Origin of the sequence: Catenovulum sp. 2E275 (genome assembly GCF_025515275.1) — a bacterium.
In the GTDB taxonomy this organism is placed as follows: domain Bacteria; phylum Pseudomonadota; class Gammaproteobacteria; order Enterobacterales; family Alteromonadaceae; genus Catenovulum.
This window is the reverse complement of record NZ_JAOPFU010000022.1, coordinates 1-15,881: the sequence shown is the minus strand read 5'-3', so window position 1 is coordinate 15,881 and position 15,881 is coordinate 1. Positions and strand designations below refer to the sequence as shown.

At 39.3% G+C, this 15,881-nt stretch carries 11 protein-coding genes and 1 pseudogene; 9 read left to right on the top strand and 3 right to left on the bottom strand.

Going from position 1 to position 15,881, the window contains the following annotated elements:
* Window positions 1–112 precede the first annotated feature (112 nt).
* From N7931_RS11475 to secF, 5 genes are all read left to right on the top strand, one after another.
* Window positions 113–1,813 (top strand): sulfatase-like hydrolase/transferase, encoded by a 1,701-nt coding sequence (locus N7931_RS11475; RefSeq protein ID WP_262794197.1) that lies wholly within the window; start codon window positions 113–115, stop codon window positions 1,811–1,813.
* A 38-nt stretch (window positions 1,814–1,851) separates the two neighbouring features.
* Complete coding sequence (locus N7931_RS11470) at window positions 1,852–4,485, top strand: CRTAC1 family protein (RefSeq protein WP_262794195.1); 2,634 nt, start codon at window positions 1,852–1,854, stop codon at window positions 4,483–4,485.
* A 643-nt stretch (window positions 4,486–5,128) separates the two neighbouring features.
* Window positions 5,129–5,599 carry a hypothetical protein gene (locus tag N7931_RS11465; RefSeq protein ID WP_262794194.1) on the top strand — a complete coding sequence of 157 codons (471 nt, stop codon included), beginning with the start codon at window positions 5,129–5,131 and terminating at the stop codon, window positions 5,597–5,599.
* A gap of 140 nt (window positions 5,600–5,739) precedes the next feature.
* Window positions 5,740–7,569: a protein translocase subunit SecD gene (gene secD, locus N7931_RS11460; protein WP_262794193.1), complete on the top strand. Its 1,830-nt coding sequence runs from the start codon at window positions 5,740–5,742 to the stop codon at window positions 7,567–7,569.
* On the top strand, window positions 7,562–8,464 hold the full coding sequence (gene secF, locus N7931_RS11455) for a protein translocase subunit SecF (RefSeq protein ID WP_262794192.1): 903 nt from the start codon (window positions 7,562–7,564) through the stop codon (window positions 8,462–8,464). Before secD ends, secF begins: the two co-directional genes overlap by 8 nt.
* Window positions 8,465–9,371: 907 nt before the next feature.
* Here secF and N7931_RS11450 read toward each other — a convergent pair.
* From N7931_RS11450 to N7931_RS11440, 3 genes and pseudogenes are all read right to left on the bottom strand, one after another.
* A complete protein-coding gene (locus N7931_RS11450; protein ID WP_262794191.1) occupies window positions 9,372–9,644 on the bottom strand; it encodes a hypothetical protein in 273 nt (90 codons plus the stop codon).
* Window positions 9,628–9,738 (bottom strand): annotated as a pseudogene (locus N7931_RS11445) (methyl-accepting chemotaxis protein); the annotation flags it as partial. The pseudogene N7931_RS11445 and the gene N7931_RS11450, both read right to left, overlap by 17 nt.
* 212 nt (window positions 9,739–9,950) lie before the next feature.
* Complete coding sequence (locus N7931_RS11440) at window positions 9,951–10,148, bottom strand: hypothetical protein (RefSeq protein WP_316250578.1); 198 nt, start codon at window positions 10,146–10,148, stop codon at window positions 9,951–9,953.
* A gap of 317 nt (window positions 10,149–10,465) precedes the next feature.
* Between N7931_RS11440 and N7931_RS11435 the strand changes: the two genes are divergently transcribed.
* The 4 genes from N7931_RS11435 (at window position 10,466) to N7931_RS11420 (ending at window position 15,354) form a co-directional block, all read left to right on the top strand.
* Window positions 10,466–12,703, top strand: a complete 2,238-nt coding sequence (locus N7931_RS11435; protein WP_262794190.1) for a multiheme c-type cytochrome — start codon at window positions 10,466–10,468, stop codon at window positions 12,701–12,703.
* A 245-nt stretch (window positions 12,704–12,948) separates the two neighbouring features.
* Complete coding sequence (locus N7931_RS11430) at window positions 12,949–13,296, top strand: TolC family protein (RefSeq protein ID WP_262794189.1); 348 nt, start codon at window positions 12,949–12,951, stop codon at window positions 13,294–13,296.
* Window positions 13,297–13,778: 482 nt separating this feature from the next.
* Window positions 13,779–14,585 (top strand): transposase, encoded by an 807-nt coding sequence (locus tag N7931_RS11425; protein WP_262794175.1) that lies wholly within the window; start codon window positions 13,779–13,781, stop codon window positions 14,583–14,585.
* Window positions 14,515–15,354 carry an efflux RND transporter permease subunit gene (locus tag N7931_RS11420; protein WP_262794174.1) on the top strand — a complete coding sequence of 280 codons (840 nt, stop codon included), beginning with the start codon at window positions 14,515–14,517 and terminating at the stop codon, window positions 15,352–15,354. The genes N7931_RS11425 and N7931_RS11420 overlap by 71 nt, the downstream gene beginning before the upstream one ends.
* The last annotated feature ends 527 nt before the right edge of the window (window positions 15,355–15,881 follow it).

The window sequence follows — 15,881 nt, the reverse complement described above, 5'->3', positions numbered from 1 at the left end:
TACTGCAATAATACAGAGTATGGAAAAGTTACTGTTTGGTTAATAAAGGAGTGACATAGAGGATTATTTGATCTACATTAATAATAATTGTCAACAATATACAAACAACATAATGAATATCAGAACCCTCATTCTTTTTTTAGTCGCATCCTTCTCGGTTTGCGCACATGCTCAACAAAGACCAAACATAGTCGTGATATTGTCGGACGATGCGGGTTATACCGACCTAGGCAGCTTCGGCGGTGAAATTGACACGCCTAATTTAGACTCACTGGCACAACAAGGTATGCGATTTAGCGCTTTTTATAGCAATGCGCGCTGTAGCCCAACTCGCGCCTCGTTACTTACAGGTGTGGATTCGGCAAAAGTTGGATTTGGTGGTGGTGTTGTTGGTGACTGGGTACGCGAATTGCCTTTTGAAGCACACCGCGGTCGCCTTTCTTACGACCAACCGCTTATATCAGAATTACTCGGTGACAATGGTTACCAAACGCTTATGGTGGGTAAATGGCATTTAGGTGGTAGTTATATTAAAGATAACCCCCAAATGGCAGAGGGCTGGAAGCGCACTCACCCACCACAAATGCAATTGACACAAGAAGAAATCGAACTTGATTATCTAGCACTACCACCACAACGTGGTTTTCAACAAAGTTTTGTTTTTCATGGCGCCCAAGGAAATTTGTTCTATTTACCAAACAAACCACATGAATATTACGAGAGTAATAAACCGGCCAAATTAAAGTACGATTACCACTACACAATGCATTGTTATGCGAAAACACCCTTTGCAAAAAAAATGTATAGCGACTGCCACGGCAAAAAAGGCCAAGCATTTTATGCAACCGACGGTATGACAGACAGAGCTGTCGACATGATTAAAGATGCGTCAAAAAAAGATGATCCATTTTTTATGTATGTGGCTTACCGTGCACCACACAAACCCTTGCAAGCGCCTGAAGAATTAGTGCAAAAATACTTAGCTCGCTACAGCAATTTACAAAAAATTGCCGATGACAGACATGCAGGTTTAGTTAAACAAGGTCTGTATCCAAAAGATGCAGAGGTGCGTAACAACAACTACATGTGGACTAAACAAGACAAAGCCAAAATTGAAGAATTTAGACTGATGTCGGCAGTTCACGCAGCTATGATGGAAAAATTAGACGAAAATATTGGCAAACTTGTTCAAGCTTTAAAAGACAGTGGTGAGTACGACAATACTTTAATTGTTTATATGTCTGACAACGGCTCAGCCTCACATATAGGTGATTTAATGAATGCACCTTACAATGGTGTAAAAGCACTATTATGGGAAGGTGGTGCCAGAGCGCATGCCATAGCCACTTGGCCAAATGTTATTAAACCCAATACAATTAACGACGATGTAATTTGGGTCGGCGACTTTATGCCAACCTTTTTAGAAATGGCGAATACTCAATTCCCAACCAGCTACCGAGGTAAAAAAATTCACCCGTTAGATGGCCGCAGTGTATTAGCCTCACTCAAAGGGGAAAAAATCGCCCCACCGGAAACCATATTCAACAATGATAAAGGCCAGCAAAGTGTTATTTACCAAGGTCGTTGGAAGCTGTTAATTGAACCAGGCTGGTATCTACAAACTTTGGCGAAACCCGGTGTGAGTATTGAACTTTACGATTTAGCCAAAGACCCAGGCGAAACCAAAAACCTAGTTAAACAATACCCTGAGCTGGTCACCAAACTAGTAAAAATGTGTGAACAGTGGAAAGTTGCCAACAAAATTACTGATTACGCCGAAATCATTAAACTCAAGCCTAACGATCCGTATTAATGCGGATCGTTCAATCTCTAGATAAAATTAGTTATCCAATGAAAAATATTCTCTATTACTTTGCACTGCTGTTTTTGTCAGCCTGTACAAAACAGCAGCTAGAAATCGTAAATAACCTTAAAGTATCACCAGAACAAAGTATCGAAATTCGCTATCAGGTGACAGGCTCACTGACTAAACAAGTGGATATAGAACTACACAATCCAAGTGAATACGCCAGCATCAGTATATTAAGTGGTCAGCAAACGCTTATTGACAATTTGTCGATTCAATCTAGTGGCAAACACAAATTAAGCGCTTTAGTAAAATTTAACCAAACCGGTGATGCCCCACTGACAATATCTAGCTTGAATGCAACCTTGAATATAGTTTCGCTCAAAATAACTGATATCGCAGAGCTTAATATTCCACAATACAAAGATATTTCCGAGCAAGCCGGTTTAGATAAAGTTAGTTCAATAAAATACGGCGGCCCAACAATTGCCGATATTGATAATGACGGCGACTATGATTTTATTGTTAATAATCACAATGCCGAAAGCAGCAAACTATATTGGAACAATGGCGACGGCACAGTTAGCAAACATAACAAAGACTTAGCACGCTGGTTTATGCACGACCTTCATGGTATATCGGCCGGTGATTACGACCAAGATGGTGATCTTGATTTAATCGTAACTCAAGGTGGCGGCAATGGTAAAAATCCGTCAACTGCAAATTTTTACCAGAATAATAATGGCAAGTTAGTGTTAATGACAGGTGACGTCAACATCTACAAAGGCGGCCGTGGTCGTGGTGGCTTTTGGATTGATATGGATGTGGATGGCGATTTAGATTTACTCCTAGTCAACGAAACGAGTTTACATGGTGATAAACCACAACATTTTGCTTATGAAAATTTAGGTAATAGTACTTTTGAGTTGCGTCATATTGAAGGATTACTCGATCAACACCCTTCCAGAACACTTGTCACAGACCTAAACCAGGATCAAATTGACGATATCATTTTGTTCAGCCCTCTGTCCGTTTGGCAAGGCAACGGAGACTTTACATTCACTAACATCACCAAACAATTTCCTGAAAAAATCCGTGAGCTAAAAGGCATAATGGCAGTAGCCGATTTAGATATAGATAACGATGGTGATTTAGACTTATACCTAGCACGTGGTAAAGAGTTTGAAAACGGTTTTGGCGAAGCACCAAGTGTTGATTTTGAACCTGAAAAACAAATATTTTCGATTAAATCACGTGGATTTAAGGGTACGGACAATTTCAGCTTTACCGCACCAGCCGAGGTCACTTTATTCAACCATTATTATCTCACTCAAGGCGAATTTCGTGGCCAAGATTACCCAATATTTTTAGGCAAAAATAAACAACCTCATGTGGTAAAGTCTGGTGATGAATTCACGTTACATCAACAAGCTGCATTAGGCTGGCCACAAGATATAAGCGAAAATGGTGCATATTTTGGCTATGTTGGTGATAACAAATGGCGAGCGGCTTTAGTGCGCAATGGGAATATATTTTGGAACTATAAATTCAGTTTAGCTGGGGTAGATTCAGCAGCTATTGATTTTCAACCGGAAAATCGCAATATGACAGATGTATTACTGCGCAATGACAATGGCAAATTTGTCGACGTTTCCGGCCAATGGAATATCCCTAAAGGTGGTAATTCACTAGGTGTTACTGTCGGTGATTTCAACAACGACACTTTCCAAGACATATTGGTGTACCGTTGGGGCTTAATTCATGCCCGAGGCTCAGATTTAATGTTATTAAACAATGGTAAGCAGCAGTTTATTGCCACCACTTCGCACGGTGCCAGCGATCCGCTTGGCCCAGGAAACGGTGACATGGGTCAAGCGTTTGACTTTGACTTAGATGGTGATCTTGATTTACTCAGTGGTAGCGAAGGTGGCGAATGGTATTTATATCAAAACCAAACTTCCAATCAAGTTAAACAGGCACAAGCAAACTATGCATTAGTTCGAGTAGGCTATTCACCCAAAGCTAAGATTGACGCTATATCCGCAGTGGTTACAGCTAAAGTAGGTGATAAAACTTACCGACAAAAGGTTGGCTCTGCTGGTTCAGTATTCTCACAAAGTTTACTCAATATTGTCCATTTTGGCTTAGCAGAACATAAAAGCATTGAGCAAATAACAGTTAAATGGCGCAACGGTGAAACCGCGAGCTTTGACAAGGTTTCTGCTAATCAAATCATTGATGCTGGCATCACTTTAACAGCCGCACACAAACAGAATAGCCAAGTTGAACATAGTTCAGATTACATCGCGCCGTATATCAAAATATTAAACCGCAGTGAGTTTGAAAATAAGCCACTTAAAATAGGTGATAAAGTAACGTTACAAGTGGAATATCATGCAGGAACGGGCAACCGAGTTATTAAGTCAGACCAAGGTGGCATACGTTTTTGGCTGCGACATTTTAAATCTAAATGGATACCGGTAAAAGATGTAGTCTTGGTTGATACTGCTGTGATTGGCCGTGAATCTGGCACCTCAAAAATGACCTTTGAACTTGCTGATTTAATACCAACTACAGAATTATCCGAGCAACATTTCTATCAATTTAGAGTGTCATTTACCTCAAGCAACGGCGATATGCTCGACGAAGTAATTTATCCTTTAGAGTTGGTGGAATGATATATTGATTTGTGTTGAGAAATGTTTATACACAAGGATGCAAAAAGTTGTTTAGCTGAAGGCACCTAACCTTCAGCTACTACAGCCAAAAGCTTATGCATTAGTGCCCTAGACAATTAATCGTAACCGACGGTACCCACTAAAGCCAGCAAACTTTTACTAAAAGTTTTAATTAACATAAAATTAAAGTGCATTTGTTATATTAGCAATTAAAAATAGGAAGGATGCGTGAGTTTTTTTGATTTTGGTATAGCACTATTATTTTCACTGGTGAACTAGAACCGTTTGAAAACGACTCGATTGACCCGCAGCACTACCAGACTGATGCGTATCAGTGGAAACCTGAGCCGGGAACAGCAGACCCTGGTCGTACACAAAATAAAGTGGGTACTAAACAAATTCGTTTTACCGACGACACTGTATTTACCGACGTTCATGTATATGGTTTAGAGTTTACCCCAACTCACCTACGCTACTTTTTTGATGAAATTATGTAAGTTGAATTTAAATATCTAAGTTCAACTTACATACACTACTTTAGCCACACACTTTTGATTCAATAACCTTATAATACTTACCAACCCAATTTTATAAGTAAAATATGATACTTGAAATTTGATTAATTTAAACATATCTTCTCCAAATGAGATTAGAAGCATATACAAAAGTGGTTAAATCATTTTTGTCTGTTGTGTTGTTTTGTATGCTGATGCTACTGAATATGGGTAGTCAGACAGCTATTGGCAAAAATTTGCCAACACAAACAACAAGCACGACCATTTCTGTTGACGCTCATACAGTAATTGATGACTTTAATCTTAAACAAACTGGGTTGAAGCATAAGTTACCAGCACCAAATCCTGCAGAGTTGCCGCAACGCAGCCGAGTAACCCACCCGAGTTATTTTCTCGACACAGAGCAGCAACCCGACTACCAACTTATTTATGCTTTAGCCGACCCTGACATTCCACGAATTCTCTTGTATCGGCTGATAAAACCTGTCACACAGCCTTGGTATCAATCTACTTCTAGGCCACGCACCGGCGCTATTGATAATTGCCAACCGGCAAATTTAACCTATCGAGCGCAACTCACCTTCGCTCACATCAGCTGATATTTATTTTTAAACAGCGCCCTAAGTTCATTACTCAAGTAAGCGTTTGAGTAGTGCTTTGGGCATTAAAATTTTTATTAGTTTAAAGCTGATTGTGAATAACCTTATGTGTTACTCACCAGCTAAGTGAGTTAATTATCATGTTTACAAAAACACCCTCTACACGTTCTTTTTGGCAAGTGCGGCTCAAGCGTATCTGCGTTGTCGCCATCATCCTAATGCTGGCACTATGCGCCATGCCCAATTTTTACCAAAACAAAACCTTATTAAGTATCAGTCCGGTAACTAACGAGCAGGCTTTGCCTAGCAATGACTTAGTTAAACAAGTACTGGAACAACACCAATATACAGTTGCACAAATCAACTCAAACGACACAACTTTGGTTGAACTCAGCCGACAAACTGACTCGGCATCAGCGCAGCAACTGCTCGCAGAAACATTTAACGAGCGCGCATCCGTTAAAGTAATAGAACAAGCTACCGCGCCACTCTGGCTACAAAAACTTGGTTTATCACCGATAAAACTCGGCTTAGATTTAAATGGCGGCGTATTGTTTGTACTGAAAGTTGACACCAACAAAGCACTTGAAAAACGCATGGAAAATATTGCTTTAGAAGCACAAGCAATTCGCGTGAAAGAGCAACTGCACGGCGTACGTATTGAACAAAATACAACCCAAGGATTGCAATTAGTTGCTACGCCACAAGGGCAAGCTGGCTTAGAGCAATTGCAAAACAAACTGTTAAAACAGTATCCACATTTGGATGTGCAAACTCAGCAGCAAGGCAACTTAACCCGGGCGACCTTAAGTTATACCGAAGCAGGCCAAGCTGAATTTGACAAACAAACCATGCTACAAGCGTTAACCACGCTACGCTCGCGCATTGAAGAATTGGGCATAACCGAGGCGGTAACCCAACGCCAAGGCGCAAATTATATCCGTATTGAATTACCCGGCGTGCAAGACCCTGCTGCGGCAAAACGCATTATTGGCGCAACTGCACAATTGTCGTTTCATGCACTGCAAGACCAAGGTGGCAAACAAGTTAAGGCAGAATACGGCACAGTTAATTTAAACCCTTTAGCAATCTTTAGCGGCGCGGATATTGATAGTGCACAAGCGGGTCGCGATGAATACGGCAAACCTCTGGTACAGCTGAGTTTATCCCCACAAGGCGGCAATAAAATGCTGCATTTTAGTCGCGACAATGTCGGTAAACCTATGGCAACTTTATACAGCGAGTATATTGCTGACAGTAACGACGAAATTCAGCAAAGCAGCAAGGTAATTTCAGTAGCAACCATACAACAAGTGCTAGGGCAAAAATTCAGTATTACTAACTTAGACTCCTGGCAAAAAGCGCAAGATTTAGCTTTGTTGTTGCGAGCCGGTTCGTTAGATGCGCCGTTAACCATAGTGACCGAGCGCACCATAGGACCCAGCTTGGGTGAACAAAACATTAGCAGTGGCTTTCAAGCTTTAGCTTTGGGACTGTCGTTAACCTTAGCATTTATGTTGTTTTGGTATAGAAAGCTCGGACTCATCGCCTGTATTGCCCTATTTGCCAATTTAATCTGTTTAATTGGTTTAATGTCGCTATTACCCGGTGTGGTGTTAACTTTACCTGGCATTGCAGGTTTAGTTTTGACCATAGGCATGGCGGTTGATACCAATGTAATTATTTTTGAGCGAATTAAAGAGGAACGTAAACAAGGCAGTAGCATGACATCTGCCCTTGCGCGTGGTTATAAACAAGCGCAAAGCAGCATTATTGATGCGAACTTAACCACTATGATCACAGCTGTTGTTTTAATGTCGATAGGCTACGGGCCAATTAAAGGTTTTGCTATAACCTTAGCGCTGGGCATTATCACCAGCATGTTTTGTGGTGTTGTGGTTTCCGCACAATTGTCGCAGTGGTTTTATCGTTTAAATCCAATGACAACTAAAGGAGCACAACATGGCTAATTTATGGCAAAAAGCCCGCACCTCTGGCTTAATTTTAAGTATTGTCGCCGTTTTATTCAGCTGTGTGTTAATCGTCCAACAAGGTTTGCAGCTTGGACAAGATTTTACCGGCGGTTATGTTACTGAGTTTCAAATAGTGCAAGACCTAACCACCCAAGCACTAGAACAGCAATTAACCCCCTATGTTGAAGGTGAATTTAAGTTAGCTAATTTAGGCACACTGCAGTGGCAATTATTTCAACCGCCGCAAGATAACTTAAGCCAACCACTCGCGTGGCAAACTGAGCTACCAGCTGATTTAGGTTTACAAATTTTAGACAGTCGTTATGTAGGTGCACAAATTGGCGCTGAGCTAATTGAGCAAGGTGGTTTGGCATTATTCGTGAGTTTATTGGCAGTTGCTATCTATTTAATTGTCCGTTTTGAATGGCGACTCGCGCTGTCGGCTAGTTTAGCGTTATTGCATGATGTACTGCTCACTGTGGCTTTTTTTGTACTAACAGGTATGGAGTTCGATTTAACCGTATTGGCTGCGCTGTTGGCGATAATTGGATATTCGTTAAACGACTCAATTATTATCGGTGACAAAGTTAGAGAGCTGGTACGTGCTCACCCGGATAATCCAGTTGCCAATACAATCAACCAAGCATTAGCAAGCACATTAGGCCGCACCATTATTACCTCGTCGACCACCTTAACAACAATCGCCGCAATTTGGTGGTTAGGCGGCGCCAGTTTACATAGTTTTGCCAGTGCATTATTTGTCGGTATTGTGTTGGGCACATGGTCGTCAATTTTTGTTAGTAGTACTTTACCACAATGGTTAGGACTAAGTTATGACAACTACCAACAAAAATTAACGGATAAAGAACTACAGCAACTTGCAGAACCGTAAAGGATTGAATAAAACTCATCTCAAAATTTATTTCTCGGTTTAAACATAAATTTTAGATCGACTAACTATTTAGCGCATATTAAAGAGTAAAACTAAGCGAGTATTGTCTTTGTTTTCAGTCAAGATCTATTTTAAAACCGTATCATTTGCTGGGCATCGAGATACTCGCTAAGTCTTATTTCCATTTCGAGATCTGCTTTTTTCGCTATACCTTTGTAATTACCAAAAAAATGCCAAAACGGATGCTACTATCTCACATCATATTAATTTTAATCCTGCTTAGTTTGATTTCGTGTTGTTTAAAATTCACTCACGATTAGATGATTGCAATAAATTAATTTGTTTTAATTTCATATAACCACCATAAATTCGACTATATATGGGTAACAGTAAAATGATAGAAAATATACATGCCAGAATCGAAAAATACTTCGGCCGATTACAAAAGACAATAAATATTGTTGCCGTACCTTCAGTTAACCCCTTTAAATAATAAAACTTTTATGTGGTAAATTGAGCCTTTGTAACTGGAATTTTTCGGCTGCAACCGCAAATGCAAGAAAACTAATACCAGTGCCAATAAAAGTATCCATCATAAACTAAACACCCTGTGCAGATAATACTCACTAACATAGCATATATTCAGCTTATATATAAAAAACACAAGTTAGAACTAGTAACGCCCTATTTGCCTGAAACTAAACAGGAGCAAATAAAATGACCAAGGCTGTCCGATTCTGTTGGTATTTCACCATCAATTACAAACGATAAAATCTCAACTTAATCGACTTGCTCTGAAGTTACTTTTAGTTAGAGACTAAAAGTAAACCATAGAAAATATTATTGATAAATTTCGTATTAAAGATGATATGTACGAAGCATATAATCCTAGCTTCTAACGTGAAACTTAAACAACTTTAAAATCAGCTACATGCGATGCAAGTTTTTGTTCCGTTACTTTTAAGTCTTTACACGCATCTGCTGTAGCTTGGGTTTGCTGGGTAAAGCTATCTGTATCATCTTTAATTTCGTGCACTCGATGATTAATTTCTGCGGTAACCAAAGATTGTTCTTCAGATGTGGTGGCAATTTGTGTAGACATACTAGAAATTTTATCCAATTCGCTTTGTAAAGATTCAAACGCATGCAAGCTCCCCACTACAACCTCTTCCTTGGTCACCCGCTCTGGCTGCTTCTATTACTGCATCTAATGCTAATAAATTAGTTTGCTCAGCTATTGCTTGGATTACTTCTAAGACACTGCCGATTATTTCCGTCTCGCGATTTAGCTGATTAACCTGCTCCTGCGTTTATGCTAACTCGCTAACGAGGATTTCCATGATATCACGACTATATTGAGCTTGACGGCTACTTTCAACAGAAGTTTTGTAGGCAATCTCTGCTACATCCGTTGTTTGTTGTGAAATACCAGCTCAAAGCGTTATTACTGCGAAATAATATTTGCTATGGCAGCACTGCAAACTGGTCATTGCAGCACCTGCGATAATGTGTGCTTTAGCACCCCAAGGTAAGTCAAGCTGGCTTTTTCAATATTTAAAATGGCTTCCATAGAACCACGCTCAGCTGCCCAACGCGCGGCTTTAGGTTCAAACGCGATACGAATAAACTCTGGATTTGGAGATGCCGCAATGTGCCAAGCTAAAACATCATCATCCCACAGCACCCATTGTTCACGAGTCCTAACCTTAGTGCCTATTCCACGGCAAACATATAATGTTTAAAAAACTAATTTTAGATTTTTTATGATTCAGGATACATTCAAAGCTTTTTATCCAAATAACTTCACACAAAATATTTAAAATTAAGTGATTTAAATATATCGTTATTTTTATTCTAGTTATTTCTAATAAACAAATTTAAGTACCAAATATATCAATAAACCATTCATCATAGATAAACATTTACTGTACAATAGATTTATTGCACCTCGGTAATCAGCAAAATGTTACTTGTGTTTTTTGAATAAATAACTATGAAAAAATGATCTGTAAAACTAAGAATATTTATTTACTTTTTTTAATTATTAGCACTCAATTTAAAGTTTTTGGTGATTCTTTTTTTCTAGGTAGCTCTGAATGTAAAAGCTGCCACCTTGAAGAATATCAAAGTTGGCAGCAGTCTGACCATTTTAAAGCTATGCAAGCTCCAACCGCCGAGTTTGTATTAGGCGACTTTAATAATAAAACCGTTGAATTTCACAAAATTAAAACTCGTTTTTTTAAAGATAAAAACCAGTTTTTGATTAACACTGTCGGCAAAGACGGTAAACCTGAGACCTACCCTGTTCAATATACTTTTGGTCATTACCCCCTACAACAATACATTCTTGATATTGGTAATGGTCATTTACAAGCGTTTAATGTGGCTTGGGACAGCCGCCCTAAAAGCGAAGGTGGGCAACGCTGGTATCACCTGCAACCAGATGAAAATATCTCCCCGGAGCATCCTTTTTTCTGGGCCGGTCATTTTCAAAACTGGAATACCCGCTGTGCCGATTGCCACAGTACCAACGTAATCCGCGGGTATAATCCCCAGCAGATGAGTTATCATACTCAATTTTCTGAAATTAATGTGGCTTGTGAAGCTTGTCATGGACCTGGCAGTGCGCATGTCAAATTAGCCAATGCTGGTCAGTTAACTCCTGATAATTTGGCATTGGCTTTTACTAAAGATGTTAAAGTAAATTGGACTTGGGCAAAAGATGACCCAATTGCTAACCCTGACGATACCCGACCGACTCAACATATTGATATGTGCGGAGGTTGTCACTCTCGTCGCATGTTGCTCGAAGATATTGAAGTAGGTGCGTCTTATCATAATCAATATCGATTAGAGCTATTAACTGAAAATACCTATTTTGATGATGGTCAAATTCAGGATGAAGTATTTGTTTTAGGATCTTTTTTACAAAGTAAAATGCATCAGAATGGCGTAACTTGTCAAAATTGTCATAATCCTCATTCTGGTCAGTTAGTTGCTCAAGGGAATGCGCTTTGTGCCCAGTGTCATGCCGCTAATGTATTTGATACGCCTGAACATCATCATCATCCGATAGATAGCAAAGGGGCTGAGTGCGTTAGTTGTCATATGCCGACACGTACTTATATGGGGGTAGATGACCGCCGCGACCACAGTTTTAAAGTCCCACACCCAGATGTTGCTGGGCCAGATAAACCGAATGCCTGTACCAATTGCCATCAAGATAAAGATAACCATTGGGCTGCTCAATCGCTAGCCAAATGGTCGGTCAATACGGTTCAACTTGATTGGGTAAAAGCGAATAAGCTAGCTCGCCATCAAGATGCTTCTGCAGTTAATCAAATTGCTGCATCTGCAAATAACCAAACTTTCCCGGCGATTATCCGCGCTACTCTATATCAGTCATTAGCCGCTTTTCCATCTCAGCAAAGTTTACAAGCCGCTCAAATAGGATTACAGGATAACAATCCGCTGGTCAGGCGCTCTGCGGTGTCCGGTTTAATTGGTTTTCCGGCACAATATCGCTGGCAGTTATTAGAGCCATTATTAAAAGATAAAAATACCAGTGTTCGTTTTGAAGTAGCTGCAACGCTATTAGATGTGGTGGGTTCATTGCCATCATCAGCACAAACTAAAGTAGCTGATTTAATAGATGAATATGAGGCTATTTTAAAACTATCAGAAGAGGCACCCTCTACGCTAGTAGCTTTAGCCAACTTGGCCATGCAGAAAGGAAATCTAAAACTAGCTGAGCATTATTATCAAACAGCATTGAAAATAACACCTGAGTATATTCCAGCCTTACTGAATTTGGCAGATATATACCGCTCTCAAGGGCTGGTAGAAAAAGAACAAAGCTTAATACAAGGTGCACTTGAGTTTATGCCTGAAGCCAGCTCAGTTCAGCATGCTTATGGTTTATTTCTAATTCGTTCTAAACAGTACAATCAATCTATCCCTTATTTAAAAGCGGCTGCAACCCTGCCCGATGCTCAGCCTAGGTATGCTTATGTCTATGCAGTAGCGCTAGATAACGTGATGCAAACCTCACGGGCGATTGAGGCTTTAAAAGTTGCTAATCAACGTTGGCCTAATCAATATGATTTATTGGCAACCCAAATTTTATTTATGGAAAAAGTCGGATTGACTGCTTATATTTCTGAGCCATTGGCTCAATTAGCAAAGATTGCGCCTAATGCACCACAAGTACAGCAGTGGCTTAGACAGTATATGAAGTAAAACTTAAGGCAGGTAACCACTGATTACCTGCCTTTTATTTACAATTGTTTTACACAACACGTAATGTAAACGTATCACCTTAATCATATAATGGCCTATATATTTATATTTGTTTACTTTTTAATGAATACTCAACTTAATTAAAATAAAGCTACCCGGTTAGAGAGCAATATGTTTTGTATGAATAGGTTTACACTGGCTGTTCACAGCAGTTTACATAAAGGAATACAACCCGGGACTTAAATTTGCCATCAAATTGGTTAGAAACTACCGAGAAACAAACAGATTCGGAGCTTCATTTATTAACAAATTTCCCTAAGGAGTTGAACCATTTAATCCAACTCGCTTTGGTTCAAAACCAAAACTTAGAAATTGCCTTCCAAAGAATCCAAATTGCGCAAGCAGATTATCAAATCCAATATGGAAATACCTTACCGGATGTAACTGCCACTTCTGGATACGATTGGAATGAACGCAGAAATAATGGAGGTACCGTTAACCAAACTACAGTTAACACTCGACTAAGAGTAAGCTGGGAATTGGATATTTGGAACCGCTTAGCACAACTCAATGACGCAGCAATAGCGACTTAAACGCCACACTCGAAGACTATAATAATGTTAAACAGCTCAAATATCAGTCTGAACTCTGAAATTTACCATCTGTTTAACTACAATTTAGACAATCAAAAACAAAGAGTTGAACTCGTTGTTAACCGAGTCGATTTATGTCTCTCAAACCCCTTAGATTTATATTTAGCCCAAGCAAGTTTACATACCTAAGAATCTAATTTATCAGAACAAAGCAACCGATTAAAAAAAGCAAGCAAAGTCTTAATGTATTATTAGGCCAATATCCTGCCAAGCAATTGGCATTGAACTATAAAAAATTGACCATCCCTAAACTTGAAATAACATTATCTCCAGAACAAATATTAACCCAACGAGACTGTAGAATTATTCTCACCCCGCCTTTATAAATAAATTCAGTTTAATCTGTAACTTATTTAAAAGAAACATTGAGTTGCCAGATCTCATATGATCTAATAACTATTATTCACTTACGCTTCCTATTTATGGCCAATTACAAGCCTGATTACTCGCACCAGAATCAATTTATTGCCGTTGATTTTTCTGCGCAAATCCTCCCCGGTACATTCGAGTTCGCATTAAGCCACATTGCCGATAACCACTTAGATTTAACTGCATTTGATAGCCTCTATAAAAATGATAAAGGCGGCAGCGCTGCCTATTCTCCTGCCATCATGCTTAACATTATCTTGTTTGCATATAGCCGCGGTTATATATCAAGTCGTCGGATTGCTAAGGCCTGTCAAACTAATATCACGTTTATGGCTTTATCTGGTGACGCACAACCTCACTTTACTTCAATTGCCAGCTTTGTCGCCAATATGAGTGATTATATTGAGCCGTTATTAACCCAAGTCTTAATGATTTGTGAACAGGAAAACCTAATTGGCCACAACATGTTTACCATTGATGGCTGTAAAATATCATCTAATGCCAGTAAAGAATGGAGTGGTACACATCAAGAACTAAACAAAAAGCCAAACGACTCAGACGCGCAAGCAAACGCATTATCGCGTCACATAAAGCACAAGATGAACAATCTGAAAACGACATTAAATACTCGAGAGCCCAAAATTGCATTTATGCTCCGCTCAGATAATTTAGATTCAATGGCTTTAGCAGCCAATGAATTGAAAACACACTTAGCCACTTACGATGATATTTTTATGGTACGGGATAGCCTAGATAAAGGTAATAAAGAAATCATCCTCACCCTCAAAAATGGCGTCCAAACAAGTAAGGCAAGCTTTTTTTGGGCAAGAAGTACAACGACTACCCCGCGAAGGGGGTGATGTCAAAGTGAGAGTTCGATACTCCCGAACTGAGCGAGAGGCATTAGATTCACTGTATAAAATAAAAATTAGAATGCGAGATGGTCGAGAAATTCCATTAATTTCAATTGTCGACCTAGAAATTAAACCAGGCATAAATCGGATATTAAGGCGAGATGGGAAAAAAATAGTCTGGGTTTGGGCTGAATATAATGGCACAAATAAACAAGCACTGATCAGTAAAATTAAACAAGAGTTTTTCCCTGGATGGCTCAAGCGCAACCCTGAAATATCGACCGATGGCTTTGGCCGTAATCAGGATGAAGAAGCATTTATTAATACTGTTATATATTACGAAGGCTTAGCGCTGATCATCACATATATGCTAATGGCGATTGCATTTAAATCTTACATGCAACCATTTTTAATCATGTCTGCGATTCCATTTGCTTTTCTAGGCTCAGTATTGGGGCACTGGGGACATCAAATTTATTACGGTGCCTTTTCGATGTTAGGTATTTTAGCTGCCAGTGGCGTTGTGGTTAATGACAACTTAGTGTTAATAGATTGCCTCAATAAATTAAGAGCAAAAGGATATCAACCAGCCGTCGCTGCATTAGAAGCAGGTCGGCTACGCTTTCGCCCTATTCTGTTAACCTCAATTACTACTTTTATCGGTTTAATTCCGATGCTATCAGGTGACAATGAACAATCAAAATTTTTAGTGCCTTGTTTATATTTATGTGCTACAGACATAAAAGCTAAGAGTAAAGTGTTATTTAACTGGTGATGCAACTTGGATAAACCCGATAGCAGACAAATTACTCAATAACAGAATATATAAATACGAATCGCTAAAAGTAGGTGGACAAATAATAATAAATATTGGCTTAGTTTGAGGAGGTAAGAAAAACGACTGAGTGTTAGAAAACCACGTTTTTTCTTCCTCCTTTATATCTAAACTCAACTAAAAGGCGGTAGGAAAAACGATTGAGTGTTAGAAAGCCACGTTTTTTCTTCCACCTTTATATCTAAACTCAACTAAAAGGCGGTAGGAAAAACGACTGAGTATTAGAAAGCCACGTTTTTTCTTCCACCTTTATATCTAAACTCAACTAAAAGGCGGTAGGAAAAACGACTGAGTGTTAGAAAGCCACATTTTTTCTTCCACCTTTATATCTAAACTCAACTAAAAGGCGGTAGGAAAAACGACTGAGTGTTAGAAAGATACGTTTTTTCTTCCACCTTTATATCTACAGTCAACTTAAAGCGGTAGGAAAAACGACTGGATGTCGGAAAGATACGTTTTTTCTTCCA

Excerpts from the sequence above, each read along its gene's own strand:
- secF (WP_262794192.1), top strand. The coding sequence starts at position 7,562 with ATGGCTAATTTATGGCAAAAAGCCCGCACCTCTGGCTTAATTTTAAGT.
- N7931_RS11420 (WP_262794174.1), top strand. The coding sequence starts at position 14,515 with ATGGCGTCCAAACAAGTAAGGCAAGCTTTTTTTGGGCAAGAAGTACAA.
- N7931_RS11475 (WP_262794197.1), top strand. The coding sequence starts at position 113 with ATGAATATCAGAACCCTCATTCTTTTTTTAGTCGCATCCTTCTCGGTT.
- N7931_RS11465 (WP_262794194.1), top strand. The coding sequence starts at position 5,129 with ATGAGATTAGAAGCATATACAAAAGTGGTTAAATCATTTTTGTCTGTT.
- secD (WP_262794193.1), top strand. The coding sequence starts at position 5,740 with ATGTTTACAAAAACACCCTCTACACGTTCTTTTTGGCAAGTGCGGCTC.
- N7931_RS11435 (WP_262794190.1), top strand. The coding sequence starts at position 10,466 with ATGATCTGTAAAACTAAGAATATTTATTTACTTTTTTTAATTATTAGC.
- N7931_RS11470 (WP_262794195.1), top strand. The coding sequence starts at position 1,852 with ATGAAAAATATTCTCTATTACTTTGCACTGCTGTTTTTGTCAGCCTGT.
- N7931_RS11425 (WP_262794175.1), top strand. The coding sequence starts at position 13,779 with ATGGCCAATTACAAGCCTGATTACTCGCACCAGAATCAATTTATTGCC.